The organism is Edaphosphingomonas haloaromaticamans, assembly GCF_001853345.1.
Lineage (GTDB): Bacteria > Pseudomonadota > Alphaproteobacteria > Sphingomonadales > Sphingomonadaceae > Sphingomonas_E > Sphingomonas_E fennica.
Window position 1 is genome coordinate 529,648 of sequence record NZ_MIPT01000001.1, and the last position, 18,606, is coordinate 548,253.

General features: G+C 67.3%; 19 protein-coding genes, 2 tRNA genes and 1 pseudogene. 4 read left to right on the forward strand and 18 right to left on the reverse strand.

The window, feature by feature from the left end; genetic code table 11:
* Nucleotides 1–8 precede the first annotated feature (8 nt).
* The gene (locus tag BHE75_RS02470; RefSeq protein WP_015459219.1) at nt 9–1,388 is read right to left on the reverse strand and encodes a sensor histidine kinase; all 1,380 of its coding nucleotides are present in this window, start codon (nt 1,386–1,388) and stop codon (nt 9–11) included.
* Nucleotides 1,389–1,699: 311 nt separating this feature from the next.
* Between BHE75_RS02470 and BHE75_RS02475 the strand changes: the two genes are divergently transcribed.
* The 3 genes from BHE75_RS02475 to BHE75_RS02485 all read left to right on the forward strand — a co-directional run bounded on the left by BHE75_RS02475 (nt 1,700) and on the right by BHE75_RS02485 (nt 3,859).
* Nucleotides 1,700–2,269, forward strand: coding sequence for a retropepsin-like aspartic protease family protein (locus BHE75_RS02475; protein WP_254684341.1), 570 nt, complete (start codon nt 1,700–1,702; stop codon nt 2,267–2,269).
* Between the two features lie 76 nt (nt 2,270–2,345).
* Nucleotides 2,346–3,455 carry an S-(hydroxymethyl)glutathione dehydrogenase/class III alcohol dehydrogenase gene (locus BHE75_RS02480; protein ID WP_070932149.1) on the forward strand — a complete coding sequence of 370 codons (1,110 nt, stop codon included), beginning with the start codon at nt 2,346–2,348 and terminating at the stop codon, nt 3,453–3,455.
* 23 nt (nt 3,456–3,478) lie between these two features.
* On the forward strand, nt 3,479–3,859 hold the full coding sequence (locus BHE75_RS02485) for a VOC family protein (protein WP_070932151.1): 381 nt from the start codon (nt 3,479–3,481) through the stop codon (nt 3,857–3,859).
* A 59-nt stretch (nt 3,860–3,918) separates the two neighbouring features.
* Here the strand turns inward: BHE75_RS02485 and BHE75_RS02490 are convergent.
* The 16 genes from BHE75_RS02490 to hspQ form a co-directional block, all read right to left on the reverse strand.
* A tRNA-Gly gene (locus BHE75_RS02490) sits at nt 3,919–3,992 on the reverse strand.
* Between the two features lie 52 nt (nt 3,993–4,044).
* Entirely contained in the window at nt 4,045–5,070 is a 1,026-nt protein-coding gene (queA, locus tag BHE75_RS02495) for a tRNA preQ1(34) S-adenosylmethionine ribosyltransferase-isomerase QueA (protein ID WP_070932152.1), read from the reverse strand.
* Nucleotides 5,071–5,093: 23 nt separating this feature from the next.
* Nucleotides 5,094–5,813, reverse strand: a complete 720-nt coding sequence (locus BHE75_RS02500; protein ID WP_015459224.1) for a peptidylprolyl isomerase — start codon at nt 5,811–5,813, stop codon at nt 5,094–5,096.
* Nucleotides 5,814–5,932: 119 nt separating this feature from the next.
* Nucleotides 5,933–6,436 (reverse strand): pantetheine-phosphate adenylyltransferase, encoded by a 504-nt coding sequence (coaD, locus tag BHE75_RS02505; protein ID WP_015459225.1) that lies wholly within the window; start codon nt 6,434–6,436, stop codon nt 5,933–5,935.
* Entirely contained in the window at nt 6,437–7,354 is a 918-nt protein-coding gene (locus BHE75_RS02510; protein WP_070932154.1) for a polyprenyl synthetase family protein, read from the reverse strand. It abuts the gene before it with no gap.
* A complete protein-coding gene (locus BHE75_RS02515; protein ID WP_015459227.1) occupies nt 7,344–7,592 on the reverse strand; it encodes an exodeoxyribonuclease VII small subunit in 249 nt (82 codons plus the stop codon). The genes BHE75_RS02510 and BHE75_RS02515 overlap by 11 nt, the downstream gene beginning before the upstream one ends.
* Before the next feature lie 32 nt (nt 7,593–7,624).
* A complete protein-coding gene (locus BHE75_RS02520; RefSeq protein WP_070932156.1) occupies nt 7,625–9,328 on the reverse strand; it encodes a long-chain-fatty-acid--CoA ligase in 1,704 nt (567 codons plus the stop codon).
* A 117-nt stretch (nt 9,329–9,445) separates the two neighbouring features.
* Nucleotides 9,446–10,105, reverse strand: coding sequence for a DUF1013 domain-containing protein (locus tag BHE75_RS02525; RefSeq protein WP_015459229.1), 660 nt, complete (start codon nt 10,103–10,105; stop codon nt 9,446–9,448).
* A 118-nt stretch (nt 10,106–10,223) separates the two neighbouring features.
* The gene (locus tag BHE75_RS02530) at nt 10,224–10,844 is read right to left on the reverse strand and encodes a glutathione S-transferase family protein (protein WP_015459230.1); all 621 of its coding nucleotides are present in this window, start codon (nt 10,842–10,844) and stop codon (nt 10,224–10,226) included.
* A 92-nt stretch (nt 10,845–10,936) separates the two neighbouring features.
* On the reverse strand, nt 10,937–11,953 hold the full coding sequence (locus BHE75_RS02535) for an AraC family transcriptional regulator (RefSeq protein WP_015459231.1): 1,017 nt from the start codon (nt 11,951–11,953) through the stop codon (nt 10,937–10,939).
* Nucleotides 11,954–12,131: 178 nt separating this feature from the next.
* On the reverse strand, nt 12,132–13,238 hold the full coding sequence (locus BHE75_RS02540) for an amidohydrolase family protein (protein ID WP_015459232.1): 1,107 nt from the start codon (nt 13,236–13,238) through the stop codon (nt 12,132–12,134).
* 151 nt (nt 13,239–13,389) lie between these two features.
* A complete protein-coding gene (locus BHE75_RS02545; protein WP_070932158.1) occupies nt 13,390–14,184 on the reverse strand; it encodes an SDR family NAD(P)-dependent oxidoreductase in 795 nt (264 codons plus the stop codon).
* 290 nt (nt 14,185–14,474) lie between these two features.
* Nucleotides 14,475–14,903, reverse strand: a complete 429-nt coding sequence (locus tag BHE75_RS02550; protein ID WP_139181611.1) for a hypothetical protein — start codon at nt 14,901–14,903, stop codon at nt 14,475–14,477.
* A 10-nt stretch (nt 14,904–14,913) separates the two neighbouring features.
* Complete coding sequence (locus BHE75_RS02555; protein ID WP_070932163.1) at nt 14,914–16,044, reverse strand: M56 family metallopeptidase; 1,131 nt, start codon at nt 16,042–16,044, stop codon at nt 14,914–14,916.
* Nucleotides 16,041–16,409 (reverse strand): BlaI/MecI/CopY family transcriptional regulator, encoded by a 369-nt coding sequence (locus BHE75_RS02560; protein WP_015459235.1) that lies wholly within the window; start codon nt 16,407–16,409, stop codon nt 16,041–16,043. The genes BHE75_RS02555 and BHE75_RS02560 overlap by 4 nt, the downstream gene beginning before the upstream one ends.
* An 85-nt stretch (nt 16,410–16,494) precedes the next feature.
* A complete protein-coding gene (gene hspQ / locus BHE75_RS02565; protein WP_015459236.1) occupies nt 16,495–16,875 on the reverse strand; it encodes a heat shock protein HspQ in 381 nt (126 codons plus the stop codon).
* Between the two features lie 122 nt (nt 16,876–16,997).
* On the opposite strand from hspQ, the gene BHE75_RS02570 reads away from it, so the two are divergent.
* A tRNA-Ser gene (locus BHE75_RS02570) sits at nt 16,998–17,087 on the forward strand.
* A 635-nt stretch (nt 17,088–17,722) separates the two neighbouring features.
* Here the strand turns inward: BHE75_RS02570 and BHE75_RS24335 are convergent.
* Nucleotides 17,723–18,606: pseudogene (locus tag BHE75_RS24335) on the reverse strand (hypothetical protein); the annotation flags it as partial.

The following is an 18,606-nucleotide window of genomic DNA, read 5'->3' on the forward strand; positions in this document are numbered from 1 at the left end:
GGCGCCGATCAGCTTGTCTTCGGCACCTGGATGGCGAAGCGGGTGCCCTTTTCCAGCCGCGCGACCGAGGCATCGGCCTTGAGCTGTTTCGTGGTGCGGGCGATCAGCTTCATCCCCAGGCTCTGGCCCGGTCGGGAAAGGTCGAAATCCTCGGGCAGGCCGACGCCCTCGTCCGCCACCTCGATCGTGATATGCCCTTCGTCGCCCTTGCCGAGGATCACCCGGATCGGGCCGCCCTGATCGGCGGGATAGGCATATTTCAGCGCGTTGGTGACAAGCTCGTTCACCACCAGCCCGATCGAGATCGCCTGCTCGGCGGGGACGATATGGCGGAAGCCTTCGAAGGCGATGTTGTGATGCGGCGCCGAATCGCCGAGCTTGCGGCAGAGATCGCGGAGGAATTCGCCGAGGTCGGCGACGCGGGCGTCCTCCTGCTTCCAGAGATGGTCGTGGACGTCGGCGATCGTCTGCACCCGCGAACGGGCATCGAGCAGCACGTCGCGGATGATCTCGTTGCGGGACGACCGCGCCTTCACGTCGAGGATGCTCGCCACCAGCGACAGGCTGTTCTTGACCCGGTGGCTCACCTCCTTGGTCAGCAGCTTCTGGCGTTCCTGCAGCTCATATTGGCGGTGGATGTCGGTCGCGGTCGCGAACCAGCGGCGCACGGCGACGGCGCCATCCTCCAATATCGGCACGGCGCGGATCAGGAACCACAGATAGTCGCCGTCCCGCGATCGCAGCCGGCAGGTGAATTCCCACGGCTCCCGCCGGCCGTGCGCATCGTCGATGATCCGGTTGAGCTCGTCGATCTGGTCGGGATGCACGGTCGCCCGCCAGCCCGACCGGGCGATCTCATCGCCGGAAAGGCCCGTGAACTCGCTCCACTGGTCGTTATACCACACGGTGCCGTCCCGCATGTCGCGCATCCAGGCGAGCTGCGGGATGACGTTGGCGAGCAGGCGGAAATTGCCCTCGCTCTCGCGCAGTGCGATTTCGGCCCGGCGGCGATCGTCGATATCCGCCGCCGCTCCCACCCAGGCGATCAGCCTGCCCTCGCGCTCGACGGGGGCGACGCTGGCGCGGTGCCAGCGATAGGCGCCGTCGCGCTGGCGCTTCAGCCGCATCTCCACGTCATAACGCTGGCCGGCGGCGATGGCGGGCGCCGCGATGCGGCGGAGCCGGTGGAGATCGGTGGGATGGACCAGATCGCGCCAGCCATGATCCGGCGTCGTCTCGATATCGCCCGTGTAGCGCCGCCATTCGCGATTGTAGAATTTTGCGGTGCCGTCGGGCCGGCCGACCCACATCTTCCGGGGGGCATTTTCGATGATCGCCCTCAGATTGTCGCTGCTCTCGTTCCACCACTCGTCGGACCCGATACACATACGCAACGTCCCTTCCTGGGGCAGACCTGATCCTCTCCGGCTATTGATTGGCTCTAATGGTTCGACCGCAACCAATGCTTACAGCATCGATGGTGGCGTGACTATACCGGAGTTTTCGCATGATCTATTATAGATACGGCAATAATGGATTTTGCAGATCATTCGGCTTTCATGCGAAGGCATGGTTAACCCTGGGATATCGCTTTTCATCATCCACATCGTCATTTCATATGCTGATATGGTGTTGCGCCGAGGATGTTTACTATCGATCCTAACCGGATCGCAGGATCAGCGGCGCTAATGGCTGCCGGATGTCGGGACGGTTGCCGCTGCTTTTGACGATCCTGGCCGGTGCGGCCCTGGGATGGCTGCTGCCCTATCGGCCGTCGCCCGATCCGGCCCCGCCGGCCGAGCCCCCGGCGCGGGCCGCCCCGGCGGTTGCGGATCAGGTTGCCGCCCCACCGGCGGCGACTTCGCAGAGGATGCCGGAACCGCCGCGGCCGGCGATGCCGGCAGGGCCGGGCATCGTGATCGAGCGTCGCGCCGACGGCCATTATTATGCCGATGCGCTGGTGAACGGGCGGCAGGTGCATTTCCTGGTCGATACCGGGGCGAGCGGCGTCGTTCTCACCATGGACGATGCCCGCCGCGTCGGCCTGCCGTTCAACCCCTACGAATTCCGCGTCATCGGCAAGGGCGCCTCGGGCGACGTGCGCGGCAAGCTGGTGACGATCGACCGGATCGTGCTGGGCCATGTCGATGCCGCCGCCGTGCCGGGCGCGATCATCGGCGATGGCGCGCGGATATCGCTGCTCGGCCAGTCCTTCCTTTCGCGCATCGGATCGGTCAGCATCGCCGACGGCCGGATGACCTTGCGCTAGGGCCTGCGTTTTGAGGGTGGCGGGCGCCCGCCCGAGCCAATATGCCTCGCCGGACACCAAGTTCCGGAGACGACCCATGAAGACACGCGCCGCGGTAGCGTTTGAGGCGAAGAAGCCACTGGAAATCGTGGAGCTGGATCTCGCGGGTCCGGAGGCGGGCGAGGTGCTGGTGGAGATCATGGCGACCGGCATCTGCCACACCGATGCCTATACGCTGGACGGGCTGGACAGCGAGGGGCTGTTCCCGAGCGTGCTGGGCCACGAAGGCGCTGGCATCGTCCGCGAGGTGGGCGCGGGCGTNACCTCGGTGAAGCCCGGCGATCATGTGATCCCGCTCTACACGCCCGAATGCCGCCAGTGCAAAAGCTGCCTGTCGGGCAAGACCAACCTGTGCACCGCGATCCGCGCGACNCAGGGCAAGGGGCTGATGCCGGACGGCACNACCCGCTTCAGCTACAAGGGCCAGCCGATCTTCCATTATATGGGCTGCTCGACCTTCTCGAACTTCACCGTCCTGCCCGAGATCGCGGTGGCCAAGATCCGCGAGGACGCGCCCTTCGACAAGAGCTGCTATATCGGCTGCGGGGTGACGACGGGCGTCGGCGCGGTGGTGAAGACGGCGAAGGTGGAGCCCGGNGCCAACGTGATCGTCTTCGGCCTGGGCGGNATCGGCCTCAACGTGATCCAGGGCGCGAAGATGGTGGGCGCGGACAAGATCGTCGGCGTCGACATCAACGACGGCAAGGAGGAATGGGGCCGCCGCTTCGGCATGACCCACTTCGTCAATCCGGCGAAGGTGGAGGGCGATCTGGTGGCGCACCTCGTCGCGCTCACCGATGGCGGCGCGGACTACACCTTCGACTGCACCGGCAACACCCAGGTGATGCGCACCGCGCTGGAGGCCTGCCATCGCGGCTGGGGCGAATCGATCATCATCGGCGTGGCGGAGGCCGGCAAGGAGATCGGCACGCGGCCCTTCCAGCTCGTNACCGGCCGCGTCTGGAAGGGATCGGCCTTCGGCGGCGCCAGGGGCCGCACCGACGTGCCGAAGATCGTCGACTGGTACATGAACGGCAAGATCGAGATCGACCCCATGATCACCCACGTCCTCTCGCTCGACGAGATCAACAAGGGCTTCGACCTCATGCACGCCGGCGAGAGCATCCGGTCCGTCGTGGTCTACTGACAGCAACAAGGAAGGGAGAGCCAGTGTTTACCCATGTGATGGTCGGCGCGCACGACATCCAGAAATCCAAGATCTTCTACGATGCGGTGCTGGGGGCCCTGGGCGCGAAGCCGGGCTTCGCCGACGACAAGGGGCGCGTGATCTACGTGCACGATCATGCCATGTTCATGATCACCAGCCCGATCAACGGCGAGCCCGCGACCCACGCCAATGGCGGCACGATCGGCTTCCGCGCGGCTTCGCCCGAACAGGCCGATGCCTGGCATGCGGCGGGAGTCGCCCATGGCGGCACGAGCTGCGAGGACGCGCCGGGCTATCGCGAATCACCGATCGGCGCGCTCTACCTCGCTTATCTGCGCGATCCCGCCGGCAACAAGCTCTGCGCGCTCCACCGCCCGGCATAAGCGAGCCGCCCAGGCCCCGGCTTCGGCTGGGGCCTTCATTCTTGCATGTCGCGGGAAAGTGGAGCGGGTAGCGGGAATCGAACCCGCGCGTTCAGCTTGGGAAGCTGACAGGCTACCATTACATCATACCCGCCTGTGCCGCGCCGGATAGCGCGGGCACGAACGCTTGGCAATCGGCCTCTTGATCAGGGGATCAGCAGGCTCGCATCGCCATAGGAATAGAAACGATATCCCTCGGCGATGGCGTGCGCGTAGGCGGCCTGCATCCGCTCGCGCCCCATCAGCGCCGATACCAGCATGAACAATGTCGATTTGGGCAGGTGGAAATTGGTCATCAGACCGTCGATCCCGCGGAAGCGGTAGCCGGGGGTGATGAAGATGGCGGTATCGCCGTCGAACGGGCGGATGATGCCGTCCTCGCCGGCCGCGCTCTCGATCAGGCGCAGCGATGTGGTGCCGACCGCGATCACCCGCCCGCCGGCCGCGCGCGCGGCGTTCAGCCGGTCGGCCGTGGCGGCGTCGATCCGGCCATATTCGGCGTGCATGCGATGGTCGTCGGTATCCTCCGCCTTCACCGGCAGGAAGGTGCCCGCGCCCACGTGCAGGGTCAGCGTCACATGGTCCACGCCACGCGCCGCCAGCGATGCGATCAGCCCGGGCGTGAAGTGCAGCGCGGCGGTGGGCGCGGCGACGGCGCCCGGCTCGGCGGCGAACATCGTCTGATAATCGTCGCGGTCGCGCTCGTCGGCGGGGCGCTTGCCGGCGATATAGGGCGGCAGCGGCATCCGCCCGGCGCGTTCCAGCAGCAGCTCGACCGGCTCGTCGCCCTCGAACTCCAGCAGGATCGATCCGTCGTCGCCCCGGCTCGCGGCGATGGCGGCCACGCCCGCGCCGAATTCCACCCGGTCGCCGTCGCGCAGCCGCTTGGCGTTGCGGACGAAGGCGCGCCAGGCGCGCGGCCCCTCGCGCTTGTGGAGCGTCGCGCCGATCCGCGCCTCGCCCCGCCGGCCTTCCAGCTGGGCGGGGATGACGCGGGTATCGTTGAAGACCAGGATATCGCCCGGCCGCAGGATATCGCCCAGGTCGCGGACGATGCGATCGGCCATGCCGGCGGCGTCCACCACCAGCATCCGTGCGGAATCGCGCGGGGATGCCGGGCGGAGCGCGATCCGTTCCGCCGGCAGATCGAAATCGAACAGGTCGACACGCATGGCTTTGGCCCGATCCGCCGCCCTTATTTCTTGGGCTTCTGATCGTCCTTCATCTCGCCCTTCAGCACGCTCTTCACCGCCTTGGCAGCTTCCTCCTCGCGCTCATGCGCATGGGGATCGGCGGCGGTGGCCGCTGCCGCTACGGGCAGGGTCGGCTCGGCGGCCTCGGTACGGGCGCGGACGATCTTGGACGGGTTGGCCGGCGGCTCGCCCCGCTCGATCGCATCGACATATTGCATGCCGGAAATGACGCGGCCGATCGCGGTATATTTGCCGTCCAGGCGCAGATTGGCGGTCAGCATGATGAAGAACTGGCTGTTGGCGCTGTCCGGATTGTCGGCGCGGGCCATGGACATCACGCCGCGCACGTGCGGCATGTCGTTGAACTCGGCCTTCAGGTCCGGCAGGTCCGATCCGCCGGTGCCGTCGCCGCGCGGGTCGCCCGTCTGGGCCATGAAGCCTTCGATCACGCGGTGAAAGACCAGCCCGTCATAAAAGCCGCGATTGGCGAGCGAACGGATGCGCTCCACGCTGTGCGGCGCCTTGTCGGGCCGCAGCAGGATCTTCACCGTGCCGCCGGTCGAAAGCTCGAGATCGAGGATGTTGGCCGGATCGACGGCGGGGGCAGGCGCGGCGGCGGGCGCCGCCGGCGTGGTCGGCGCTGCCGGCGCGGCATCCTGGGCAAGCGCGGGTCCGAATGCGAACAGGCCGGCGAGCGTGGCCATCAACATCTTCAAACGCATCGAAATTTCATCTCCCGCCGGGGTGCGGCGCCTGCCTGCCCCGATAATCCTGTCCCACATGACGGCCGAACGCCGGGTGCCCGGCCCTGGCCGGATCGCCCTTGCCGGCGGCTGAACGGTCAGCCGCCCCTGACGCCAAGCTGTTCCACCCGCGCCCGCACTTCGGCGGCCACGGCCGATGGCACGAACTTGTCGATCGCGCCGCCATAAAGCGCGATCTCCTTCACCAGCCGCGAGGCGATCGGCTGGAGGCTGACGTCCGCCATCAGGAAGACGGTCTCCACCCGGTCGTTCAGTTGCTGGTTCATCCCCGCCATCTGATATTCATATTCGAAGTCGGAAACGGCCCGGAGGCCGCGCACGATCACCCGCGCGCCTTCCCGATCGGCAAAGTCCATCAGCAGCGAATCGAACGTCACCACCGTGATATCGCCGGGAATCGAGGCGACTTCGCGGCGGATCATCGCCAGCCTTTCCTCGATCGTGAACATCGGCGTCTTGGCGGGGTTGGTGGAAAGGCCCACCACCAGCCGGTCCACCAGCTTGGCGCCGCGGCGGATGATGTCGACATGGCCGAGGGTGATCGGGTCGAACGTGCCCGGATAGACGCCGATGCGCGCCATTCAGCGATCCCTTTCGATGATGTAGCCGGCGATCACGCGCAGCAGATCGGCTTCCGCGCCATAGCTGGAAAGATGGGCGATCGCCTGGCCGACCAGCATGTCCGCCTGCTGGTGCGCGCGTTCGCGGCCCAGCAGTGATACGAAGGTGGCCTTGCCGGCGGCGGCATCCTTGCCCACCGCCTTGCCGATGGCGGCGGCATCGCCTTCCACGTCCAGCAGGTCGTCCGCGATCTGGAAGGCCAGGCCGATATCGCGGGCATAGCCGCGCAGGCGGCCGCGCCCTTCGGGCGGCACATGGCCCATGATCGCGCCGGCCTCCAGGCAGAAGCCGATCAGCGCGCCGGTCTTCAGCTGCTGCAGGCGGGTGACGGTCGGCAGGTCGAACGCCTGGGTCTCGGCGGCGAGGTCCATCATCTGCCCGCCCGCCATGCCGGCCGGGCCGGCGGCGCGGGCCAGCTCGGCCACCAGCTCGATCCGCACGAAGGGATCGGGGTGGGTCGCCTCGTCGGCCAGTATCTCGAAGGCCAGGCTCTGCAGCGAATCGCCGGCCAGCACCGCCGTCGCCTCGTCATAGGCCTTGTGGACGGTGGGCTTGCCGCGGCGAAGATCGTCATCGTCCATGCACGGCATGTCGTCGTGCACCAGCGAATAGACGTGGATGCATTCGATGGCGAGGGCGACGCGCAGCGCCGCCTGGCGATCGACATGGAACAGGTCGCACGCGGCGCACACCAGCAGCGGGCGCAGCCGCTTGCCGCCGCCGATCGCGGCATGGCGCATGGCATCGTAGAGCCGCCCGCGCGCGTCGTCCGGCACCTCCAGCAGCAGGTCGAAATGGCGGTCGATCTCGGTCGCCACCTGCCGCATCGCGTCCTGGAGCGCGACGGGCGTGGTCGTCACGTCGCCGTCAGCCGACATCGAAGGGCTGCGCGCCCGCCGGCCGGCCGTCGGCGCCCAGGCTGATCTTCTCGATTCGCGCCTGCGCGTCCTTCAGCCGCTTCTCGCACTGCGCGCGCAACGCATCGCCTTCGGCATAAAGGCGGATCGAATTGTCGAGCGTCTCCTCGCCGCTCTCCAGCCGCTGGACGATGGTCTCCAGCCGCTTCAGCGCGTCCTCGAACGAAAGCTCGGCGATGGTGTCTTCATCCTGCCCCATGCCCCGGCTTGTGGCCGGGGCGGGCGCCATGGTCAAGCCGGCGTTGCGGCCTTTGCGCTCGCTTCGGCGCGGGCGCGCTCCTCGGCCACCAGTTCCTTGCGGCTCAGCTTGCCGACCAGCGTGTGGGGCAGGCTCTCGCGGATCTCGACCGCGACGACGCGCTCATGCTTGCCGACCTGCGGGTTCAGCCATGCGCGCAGCGCCTCGCCCGTCACGGCCTCGCTTCCGGGGTGGAGGGTGACGAAGGCCTTGGGATTCTCGCCATGATAGGCATCGGGGATGCCGATCACCAAGGCCTCCTTCACGGCGGGGTGGTGGTAGAGGATCGCCTCGATCTGGCTCGGGAACACCTTGAACCCGCCCACGGAGATCATGTCCTTCAGCCGGTCGACGATGCGGATATAGCCGTCCGCGTCGATCAGGCCGACGTCGCCGGTGCGCAGGCCGCCGCCCACGAAGATGTCGGCGTCCGCATCCGGCCGGTTCCAATATCCGGTCATGATCTGGGGGCCGTGGATCACGATCTCGCCGGGCTCGCCGTCCGCCGCCGGCTTGCGGGGATCGTCGCGGTCCACCAGGCGGAAGGTGGTGGCGGGCAGCGGCTGGCCGATCGTGCCGGTGCGGTTCTCGCCCTCATAGGGATTGGCGCTGGCGATGCCGCTTTCGGTGAGGCCATAGCCTTCGCACAGCTTGGCGCCGGTCACGCCCTCGAACCGCGCCTTCAGCTCGGCCGCCAGCGGCGCCCCGCCCGAAACGCAGACTCGCAGCGAGGAGAAATCGGTGCCCGCCGTCTTGGGATGGTCCAGCAGCGCCTGATACATGGTCGGCACGCCCGGCATGGCGGTGGCGCGGGTGCGCTGGATCGCGGCCAGCGTGCCGGCGGCGTCGAAGCGCGGCAGCATCACGATCTCGCCACCGTTCATCACGGTGCGGTTGAGCACGGCGGCATTGGCGAAGATGTGGAACAGCGGCAGCACGCCGATGATCCGGTCGTCCTCGTCGCGATGCGGATCGACCGCCACGATCTGCCGCGCATTGGCCGTCATCGCCTGGTGGGTCAGCTTGGCGCCCTTGGGCACGCCGGTGGTGCCGCCGGTATATTGCAGCAGGGCGACGTCGCGCTCGGGATCGATCGGCACGGGAGCGAGCGCGCCGTCATTGGCGATCAGGCGCGAAAAGGGGACGATCCGGGGATCGTGCGGCGCCTTCGCCACCTCCTTGCGCTGGAACAGGCGGTAGAGCAGCGATTTGGCCGGCGGCAGCGCGCCCGCCACCGATCCGACGACAAGCCTCTCCAGCCCGCTCGTCTCCATCACCTTCAGCGCGGTGGGCAGCAGCGCCTTCGCCGATACGGTGACGAGGATGCGCGTGCCCGAATCCTGCACCTGATGGGCCAGCTCCTCCACCGTGTAGAGCGGCGAGAAGTTGACGATCGTCGCCCCCAGCATCAGCGCGCCGTAATAAGCCGCGACATAATGGGGCACGTTGGGCAGGAACAGGCCGACGCGATCGCCCTTGCCCACGCCCAGCGCGGCCAGGCCCATCGCCGCCCGGCGCGCGCCGGAAAGCGTTTCGGCATAGCTGAAGCGGCGGCCGAAGAAATCGATCAGCGGCCGATCGGGCCAGCGCGCGGCGGAAGCCTCCAGCATCGCTGGCAGGCTGAGCGGCGGGTAGCTCGCCTCCCAGCTGGTGGGGTGGCGGTAGGCGGTTCGCCAGATGGAAGCGGGATCGGCCATGACGATCCACTAGGCCGCGCGGCGGGGGGATGCAAATACGGCAAGGCCGCGCCGGGCTGTCCCGACGCGGCCTTGCTGGAAGATGGCGATCGCGGCGCCCCCACGCGCCGGACCGGCTTACTTCTTGAAGGGATCGACGAAGCCGTCTTCGTCCCCCGCCTCGCCATGCAGCGCCGATTCGGCGGCGCGGGCGGCCGCCTCGCGCTGGGCGCGCAGCTCGTCGATCAGCGCCTCGCGGTCGCCTTCCAGGCGGCTGTCGACCGGAGTCTCGATGCCGGCGGCCTTGGCGGCCTTGGCGACGATCGCGTCCAGTTCGCGCTGCGAGCAGAGGCCCAGCGTCACCGGGTCCTTGGGCACGATGTTGGCGATGTTCCAGTGGGTGCGATCGCGGATGGCGGCGATGGTGGTGCGGGTGGTGCCGATCAGCTTGCTGATCTGCCCGTCCGAAACCTCGGGATGGTTGCGGATGATCCAGGCGATGCCGTCCGGCTTGTCCTGCCGCTTGGAAACCGGCGTGTAGCGCGGCCCCTTGGTGCGGCGCACCTGTTCCGGCCCCTTCAGCATTACCAGGCGGTAATTGGGATCGGCCTGGCCCTTCTCGATCTCGGCCAGCGTCAGCTCGCCCGCGCGCACCGGATCGCGGCCGGTAAGCTTGGTGGCGGCCATGTCGTCGGCGATGGCCTGCACCTCGAGGATGTGGAGGCCGCAAAAGGCCGCGATCTGTTCGAAGCTGAGCGCCGTATTGTCGACGAGCCAGGAAGCGGTCGCATGAGGCATAAGCGGCTGGGCCACGGGAACATCCTCCGGAAATAAATAGGGCCGCCCCTTACGGAGCGGCCGGTGCGTTCCGGCCCGATGTAATCGCAGGCGGCCGCGAGGGCAAGAAGAATGGAATTCAGGCGGTGATCGGCAGGTAGCCGGGCGTGCGCGCGACTGCCGCGATCCAGGCCGATATCGCCGGATAGGCACCGAGATCGAACCCGCCCTCATGGGCCACATGGGTGTAGGCGTAGAGGCAGATATCGGCCAGGCTGATCCGATCGCCCACGAAGAAGCCGGCGCCGCCGCGCAGATGCCGCTCCATCACTGCCAGCGCCGCATCGCCGCCCGCCCGCCGCGCGGGGATGGAGGCGCGCTGGGCATCCGTCAGCGCGTTTTCGCCGACGAAGGCCAGCCAGAAGCGCAGCGTGGCGATATTGGGCTCGTGATTATACTGCTCGAAGAACATCCAGCGCAGCATGTCCGCGCGGTCGAAGCGGTCCTCCGGGATCAGCGGCGATCCCTCCGCCAGCCAGAAGCAGGCGGCATTGCTTTCCGGCAGCAGCTTCTCGCCGATCTGCAGCACGGGAATGCGGCCATTGCCGTTGATCTGGGTCAGGAAGGCGGGCGTGCGGGTCTCGCCCTTCAATATGTCATATTCGCGCCGGTCCAGCGGCACGCCGACCAGGGCGGCCGTCAGCCTGATCTTGTAGCAGTTTCCGCTATTCGCATATTCGTGGAGGATCAGCGCGGCCATGGCGGGCTCCTTATGGGTCCTGTGCGCCATAAGCCGGAAAATTCCCCTCCGCCAGAAGCCGTTTGCGCGCGGCGGCGCCTCTTGTCAGTGGATCAGTGGGCGGTTTCCTGCCCGGCTTGGCCCAGCACCATGCGGCGATAGGCGGTGGGGGAGACGCCCGCCCAGGACCGGATGGCGCGCGCCAGCCCGTTGGCCTCCGCAAAGCCGGCGCGCGTGGCGATCTGGCTGATCGGGATCGATCCGTCGTGCAGGCACATCAGCGCCACCTCGCGCCGCACGTCCGCCTTGAGCGCGCGATAGCTCGATCCTTCCGCCTCCAGCCGCCGCCGGAGCGTCTGCCCGCACATGCCGAAGCCCTCGGCCAGCGCCTCCAGCTTGGGCAGCGCCTGGTGGATTTCCAGATGCGCGCGCATGCGGGCGCGGATCGCCGTCACCAGCCCGTCGCCGACATCGTCGACGGTCAGCATGTCGACGGGGCGGTGGGCGAGGAAGCGGGGAATATCGCTCGGCACCCGCACCACCCGCCGGGCCAGGATCGCGTCGGCGAAACCGAGGCGCGCCACGTCGGCGCCGAACCGGCATTCGCAGCCCATCACTTCCAGATATTCCTGCATCGGCACCGCCGGATCGCCGGGGAATTCCGCGGTGATGACGGCGAACTTCTCGCCGATCAGCCATTGCGCGAAGCGCTGCCAGAAGATCAGCCACCAGCCCGGCAGCACGCGATCGGGATCATGGCCGGTATCCGGGATGGCGACGGTGACGACGGCGTCATGCCCGTCGCGGTCGAGCGTGAAGGCCAGGTCGCGCGTGGCGACAGCATAGAAGCGGAAGGCGCGATCGAGCGCGGTGCCCACCGTATCGCTGAGCGTGCCGATCTCGCACATCAGCTCGAACGCGCCGGGGCGCAGCGGGTGCGCGGTCAGGCCGCACAGCTCGTCCGCCATCATCAGCTTGGCGTTGCGGGATATCGCCGAAAGCGCGGTGCCGTCATAGCGCCCGGCCACCGGATCGCGCCCTTCGGCGACGATGGCGGGATCAAGCCCCGCGCGGGCCGCGCTGGCCAGGAAGGCCCGCGCATAATGGTCGATAAGCGTGGCCGCGGCCACCGGATCGGCTCCCGATTGTCCCAAGGGTCGCACGATGCGGGATTGCCCTTCGCTTGGCAAGCGGGTGGAAGGCGGGTGGGCGGGCGTGGCGCGGCGGCGCGACCCGATGGCCGCCGCGCCCCTGGCGGGCGGCCCACAGGGAGCACGCCGCCCGCAAGGTCGCCTCCGTCCGGCAGGCTCAGTTCGTCGCGAACATCCTGAGGCCGTTCTCGCACACGATCTTGCGGCGATCGGCGTCGGGAATGCCGGCGGCGGTGAACTGCTTTTCCATCAGCGCCCGCGAATTCGGCCAGGACGTCGCCGGGTGCGGGAAGTCCGTGGACCAGTAGAGGACGTCCGGGCCGAAATAGTCGTAGCAATATTTCAGGCCGAGCGGCTCATACATGAAGGTCGCGCCCATCTGCCGCTTGAAATATTCGCTGGGCAGCAGCTTCAGCTTCGGGAAGCTGTAATGGCCCTGGATGATGCGGCCGTCGAGGATCATGTCGAACAGGAAGGGCAGCCAGCCCAGGCCCGGCTCGACGAACAGCACCTTCAGCTTGGGGAAGCGCTCCAGCGTGCCGGAAAGGATCCAGAAGCAGATCGTCTCGGCCAGCTGGAAGCCCGGCAGGCCCAGCGCGACGCCCTTCATCGGGGTCGGATCGCGCTTGATCAGCTCATAGCCCTTGGCGTTGTTGTCGAGGTGGTTGAGGATGGTGATGCCGGTTTCCTGCAGGATCGCCCACAGCCGGTCGTAACGCTCGTCGAAATAGTCCGGCAGGCCGAGCTCGGTGGGGAAGGGCGGAAGCTGCACGCAGCGCGCGCCGCGCTTGGCCACGCGCTCCACTTCCTTCACCGATGCTTCCACATCGTGCGGCAGAAGCTGGTAGGCGCACATCAGGCGCTGCGGATCGACCGCCGCGAAATCGGCGATGGCGTCGTTGAAGCCCGACAGCATCTCCTTCCAGTCGTTGCCCATGATCTCCGGGCTGCACATCTTGGCGCCGCCGACTTCGGGGAAGATCACCTCGGCGAACACGCCGTCGCGGTCCATCGAGGCCAGCTTGGCATGGGGCTCGTAATGGCCCGGATCGTTCCACGCGACCGGGTCCATGATGTCGTTGATGTCGGGGATGAAGCCGCCGCGCTTCTCCAGCTCCAGCGCCTGATACTTCTTGTTGCCGTCGATCCACCCCTGGCGCAGCCGCTCCGAAAGGCGGGGGACGACCCATTCATCGGTGTAGAAAACATGCGAATCGACCGAGACGAGTTTCTCGTCGGGCGCGATCGAAGGTGCGGTTGCCATGTGCCTCTCCTTATCGTTGCCGGCGGCAAAGGCCGGTTCGGGGACAGGCTATGGGGTGGGCCGGGGCGTGGAAAGATCGGAAGCTTACAGCCGAGGGATCAAAATCGGACGCCGGCTTCGTCCATCGGCCCGCTTCCGATCGAAAGGCCCGTCATTTCAGGCCGTAGCGTGGTGCTGCATGGGCGTGGCTCAGATTGGGGGCCAGCGCCGCGCGGGCGGCGACATAGGTTTCCCAGTCGCCGGCATCGGGCAGCGAGGGGATCGTCACCGCCTCGCCCTGGTCGAAGCCCGCGATCGCGGCATCGACCATCTCGTCCACCTCCATCACCATCTCGGCCGGCACGAGATCCAGCTTGCCGTCCAGGCTGTCCCAGATGGCGGTGCGGGTGATGCCGGGCAGCACCGCCTGGATGCGCACGCCGCTGTCGCCCGCCTCGGCCTGCAGCGCTTCGGTGAAGTTCAGCAGATAGGCCTTGGTCGCGCCATAGCCGGGCTCGAACGCGCCGGACATCAGCGCCGTCACCGAGGCGATGTTGATGATCGCGCCGCTGCCGGCGGCGAGCAGCCGGGGGAAGATGGCGGCCGCCAGCCGCGTGGTGGAGACGACGTTGAGCCGGATCATCGCCTCCAGCTTGTCGGGGTCGGCCGTCGCCAGCGGCCCGTCGCCGACGATGCCGGCATTGTTGACGAGGATGGTGATCGCCTTGTCGTCGCGGAGCCGCTGTTCGACGCGGGCCAGATCGTCGGCTTTGCCCAGATCGGCGGACAGCACGTCCACCTGCCGGCCCGTCTCCGCGCGCAGCCGGGCGGCGAGCGCCTGGAGCTTGTCGGCGCTGCGGGCGACGAGGACGAGATCATGGCCCCGGCGCGCCAGCCGTTCGGCATAAGTGGCGCCGATGCCGGACGAGGCGCCGGTGACGAGGGCGGTTCCGTTGATGCTGGTCATGGGGTGCTTCCTCCAGAATGTCCGGCGGCCGCCTGTCCCCAAAGCGGGGCGGCATGCCGATCCGGGCTGAATGAAGCGAAGCTACTCCGACCTCCCCCGCATGCCGCCCCGGACCATCGTTTAGCCGGGGCCTCCATCCGGCAGAGGCGATCATGCCTTGGTATGCCCCGAAACCGGCCCTCCCCGGAACCTTCAAAAGGGTGGCGGTCGAATCGTCGCCCCGGAACCCGTTTCAGGGGCCATCCTGCGACAAGCGATGTCGGTGCCGGATATTCGAACGTCGATCCGGCTTAATCCACGGAATCCGCGCGCAGGGCGGCGATCTGCTGGTCGAGCGAGGCGAGCACGCTGGCCCGCTGGCTGGCGGTGAGATCGGCCGCGCGGATCTCGGCGCGGGCCTCCTTCAGCGCATCGGCCACCTGCGCGCGGATCGCGCGCGCGTCCACGCAGCTGGCGGCCAGCGTGGCGATCGCGCGGCGATCATCCGCCTCGGCGGAAATCCGGCCCCGGCCATTGCCGCAGGTCCGCGCCAGCTCGGCACGCGCCTGGGCAAGGGCCACGCGGACCTCGCGGTCCACATCCACGCGGATCACATCCGCGCGCGCCTGGGCACGCATCGCTTCCCGCCGCGCCTCGCGGCCGATCGCCCGGGCCTCGGCGGCGGCCTCGCGCGCTTCCGCCGCCTGCTCGCGCATCCGATCCGCCTGTTCGCGCAGCAAGGCGGCATGCTCACGGGCACGCGCCGCCTGTTCGCGGGCCGCCTGGGCTTCGACCGGGGGGCGGGGCGCGGCGGGGGCCGCCACCGGGGCCGGCGGCTCGGGCGCATCCGGCGCCACCACGGACGGCGGCAGCGGCACCGCCTGGATGGCGGGTTGGGCAGGGGCGGCGGGCGCAGCCGGTGCCGCCGGCGCCAGCGGCGCGAGGGGAGCGGCAACCGCCAGCCGGGGCATATCGATCCCCGTCGCCGCCCAGCCGGCGTGCGCGCCCGATCTTGCCCGTGGCCATCATCTGCAGTCTCCTCTTGATCCGGGCGGCGCCCAGCGCGCAGGCGGCGGCGGGCGTGCCGCGCGTCGCCGATTTCACCAGCGCCGTCGCATAGGCGTGGCGCTCCGTCGCCGGCTCGTCCGCCAGCACGGTTTCGTCGCAGGCCAGTTCCTGATCGGCGCGGAAGGCGCGATAGGCGATGTGCGCCAGCGGGTTGAACCAGTGGAGCGACAGCATCGCCAGCGCGAAGATATTGGCGATCAGATCGCCGCGCACATGGTGGGCCACTTCATGCGCCAGCACCAGCCGTTGCTCCTGCCGGGTATAGCGGCGGGTGAAATCGCCGGGCAGCAGGATGCGGCGGCGGACGATGCCGGCGGCCACCGGGCCGTCCACGCCCGCGCTCACATGCACCGCGATCCCGCAGCGGCGGCAGAGGAAGGCCGATCCCCTGAGCGCCATCTTCAGGAAGTGGCGGTAAAGGCCGATATGCCATGCGAAATGAAGCGCGGCCCCGCCAAGCCACAGCAGGATCAGGCCGGGCACCATCAGCGCGGCCCAGTCCGGCCCCGTCGCCGCGGCCATGCCGGCGGCATGGGGCGCGATCATGGCCGGCGATGCGGCTTCCGCGCCCGCGGGCAGCGCGGCCGCGATGCCCTCCAGCCCCGAAAGGTCGATGCGGATTGGGACATGCGCCGCCACCGGCCGGGCGATTTCGGGCAGCGGCGGCATCACCAGCCGGATCATCGGCAGCGCCCATAGCGCATAGGCCAGCCGCGCGCCGAACAGGGCGGCGATCCTGCCGCGCACCAGCAGGACCAGCAGCATCAGCAGCGCCGATGCCGCCAGATTTTGGAGAAGCAGCGCGGCGCTCATGGCTTGAGCGCCTTCAGCAGCGCCTCGATCTCGGCAATGTCCTGCGGGGAAAGCTGGTCCTGCTCGGCCAGATGCGCCACCAGCGGCGCGGCGCGGCCGCCGAACAGGCGATCGATCAGCTTGCGGGATTCGCGGGCCGCATAATCCGCCCGCGCCACAAGCGGCCGGTAGAGGTAGCGGCGGCCATCCTCCTCATGCGCCAGCACGCCCTTGGCGAGCAGGCGGGCGAGCATGGTCTTGACGGTGCGGTCGCTCCAGCCGCGGGCGGGATCGATCCGTTCGGCCACCTCGGCGGCGGTCAGCGGCGCCTCATCCCACAACACGTCCATGACGGCATGTTCGCCGTCGCTGATTCGATCCACCATCGGCGTCCCTCCGATTACAGATGTAGTCTTATATGACTACGCCTGTAATCGTCAAGCCCGGCGATTGGCGGTCAGCGGGATCGGATCAGTGGCGATGCTCGCGGCGCAGCTGGTAGCGGCCGTCGCGATAATCGTCGAAGATGCCGGAAATGGCGGGGTGGTCCACCGGCTCGTCGCTTTCGTCATGCTCCAGATTCTGCTGGCTCACATAAGCGACGTAGCTGCTGTCCGAATTTTCGGCGAGCAGATGGTAGAATGGCTGGTCGCGCGCGGGGCGGACGCCTTCGGGAATGGCCTCATACCATTCCTCGCTATTGGCGAACACGGGGTCGACATCGAATATCACGCCCCGGAATTCCAGCAGCCGGTGCCGCACGACATCGCCGATGGCGAAGCGTGCATGGGCGATGGCGGGCGCGATCAACTGCGCCTGGCGATCCACGGAAAGCGAAATATCCCTCGTCATGGGATCAATCTAGGGTTTGTCGCGACGGAAGCAAGCGCGACGCTTGGCAAGCCCGAATAGTTCGGCTAAGGGCCGCCCCTCATCGACCAGCCGCCCCCGGGCGGAGAGACCCTCGATCATGCGGAGAGGTGCCAGAGAGGTCGATTGGGACGGTCTCGAAAACCGTTGTGCGGGCAACCGTACCGTGGGTTCGAATCCCACCCTCTCCGCCACACATAAGTCATTGATATAGAATGATTTTCTTTTCCGCTGAAAGGCGCGCGGTTCCGCGCCATTTGGGCAAATGGCCCGGTCTGCGGAGAGCAGATGGTGGGCAAGATTTGGCCGGTCAGACGACTTTTCCTCTATCGCCTATTTCCGCGATACGGAGTGGACAGGGCGATGGGTGCATCATGATGCGCGATCGTAGGAGGGGCACCGATCCACCAGAGATGGCAATCTTGGAGCGGCTGTTGCAGACTACATGAATTCTCTCGGTACGGACTTGTTGCTTGGCAGGAAGTCTGCGGCGCAGGCCGGACTGGATGATGTGGAGCCATATTATCGAGTGATTTCCGATGGTTACATGACTCCAGTCGGGCGTTTCGAAGCTCTTCCCTCCGCCACGCATATTTAAGTTATTGATATAAAAGGAAGATACTCCGGGAAGTGGCGCGGTTCCACGCCGTTTGCGGAGATGGTCCGGTCTGCTGAGAGCGTATCTGGAGCAACATTTGGGCCCTCTGGCGGCATTTTCTCTGTCGCCTGATTTGGCAGTACGGAGTGAGTAATCGTCGGCTGCTTTTGATAGTCTGGCAATGCAAAGTGGCGCCGAAGCGCCGCAGGTATCGTGACTGGCTGTGATTCATCACATTCCGAACAGGGCCATCTGCTCGTCCCAGTCGACCGGCAGGCTGGCGGTGCGTAGAGATGTCGCGCTGACTGAGGCAGGATGGGTCCCGGCGAGGATGGCTTCGACGATCGGAGGCGCGAGGAAGTTCAGTCGGACGAGGCGCGATACCCATGAGTCGTTGACCTTCTCGTCACGGGCGATGGTGGCGATGTCGATCGTGCCGGTCTGAAGCTGTTGCCACCAGCTACGCCCTTTGCGCAGCAACTCAACGAGGCCGGGATCAGGCCTGCCCTGTGAGACCAGTCGGCCATCGCGCTGGACCAGCCGGATGGCCCGACCGGTGCGGGTCAGACGGACCGGCGAGTTAAGCAGGATCGAGGGTTGTGTACCTGCAGAGGCCTCGACAGCCAGAGTTGTGCATAGCGCCATAACTGACAGCTCAACCGATATCTCGTGTGATTGGACGGCGACCTTTGCTACAAGATCGCGGATCGTATCGCGCTGCTTGCCGCGGATGGAAGTGGCAAGCTGTTCGGCCTGTTTGAGGATCATACGCAGACGATCACTTTCGAGTGGTATCCCCGCTCGTGCAAGCAGCGATAGCGGATCATCGAGCGCTTCCGTCAGAAGCTGGCTGACGGCTGCCTCGATCTCCAGCGCTGGTATTCGTAGGCCGTCGGTCGACCTTGCGTCTGAATCATGCTGGAGCGACCGGCTTACATAGTAACGATAGCGGACCTTCCCCTTGCAGGCATGGACAGCGACCAGCGGTTCGCCGTGCTGATCGACGATGCGACCCGCAAGCAAGCTGGGTGATCGTGCCCTGCCGCCTGACCTCTCGCCTTGGAGATTGGCGGCAAGCATCCGCTGGACGTTGTCCCATGTCGCACGATCGATGA

Bases quoted from the DNA above. Each gene is read 5' to 3' on its own strand.
- BHE75_RS02470 (WP_015459219.1), bottom strand. From the start codon at position 1,388: ATGTGTATCGGGTCCGACGAGTGGTGGAACGAGAGCAGCGACAATCTG.
- BHE75_RS02475 (WP_254684341.1), top strand. From the start codon at position 1,700: ATGTCGGGACGGTTGCCGCTGCTTTTGACGATCCTGGCCGGTGCGGCC.
- queA (WP_070932152.1), bottom strand. From the start codon at position 5,070: ATGCGTGTCGACCTGTTCGATTTCGATCTGCCGGCGGAACGGATCGCG.
- BHE75_RS02500 (WP_015459224.1), bottom strand. From the start codon at position 5,813: ATGCGTTTGAAGATGTTGATGGCCACGCTCGCCGGCCTGTTCGCATTC.
- coaD (WP_015459225.1), bottom strand. From the start codon at position 6,436: ATGGCGCGCATCGGCGTCTATCCGGGCACGTTCGACCCGATCACCCTC.
- BHE75_RS02510 (WP_070932154.1), bottom strand. From the start codon at position 7,354: ATGTCGGCTGACGGCGACGTGACGACCACGCCCGTCGCGCTCCAGGAC.
- BHE75_RS02515 (WP_015459227.1), bottom strand. From the start codon at position 7,592: ATGGGGCAGGATGAAGACACCATCGCCGAGCTTTCGTTCGAGGACGCG.
- BHE75_RS02520 (WP_070932156.1), bottom strand. From the start codon at position 9,328: ATGGCCGATCCCGCTTCCATCTGGCGAACCGCCTACCGCCACCCCACC.
- BHE75_RS02525 (WP_015459229.1), bottom strand. From the start codon at position 10,105: ATGCCTCATGCGACCGCTTCCTGGCTCGTCGACAATACGGCGCTCAGC.
- BHE75_RS02530 (WP_015459230.1), bottom strand. From the start codon at position 10,844: ATGGCCGCGCTGATCCTCCACGAATATGCGAATAGCGGAAACTGCTAC.
- BHE75_RS02540 (WP_015459232.1), bottom strand. From the start codon at position 13,238: ATGGCAACCGCACCTTCGATCGCGCCCGACGAGAAACTCGTCTCGGTC.
- BHE75_RS02545 (WP_070932158.1), bottom strand. From the start codon at position 14,184: ATGACCAGCATCAACGGAACCGCCCTCGTCACCGGCGCCTCGTCCGGC.
- BHE75_RS02555 (WP_070932163.1), bottom strand. From the start codon at position 16,044: ATGAGCGCCGCGCTGCTTCTCCAAAATCTGGCGGCATCGGCGCTGCTG.
- BHE75_RS02560 (WP_015459235.1), bottom strand. From the start codon at position 16,409: ATGGTGGATCGAATCAGCGACGGCGAACATGCCGTCATGGACGTGTTG.
- hspQ (WP_015459236.1), bottom strand. From the start codon at position 16,875: ATGACGAGGGATATTTCGCTTTCCGTGGATCGCCAGGCGCAGTTGATC.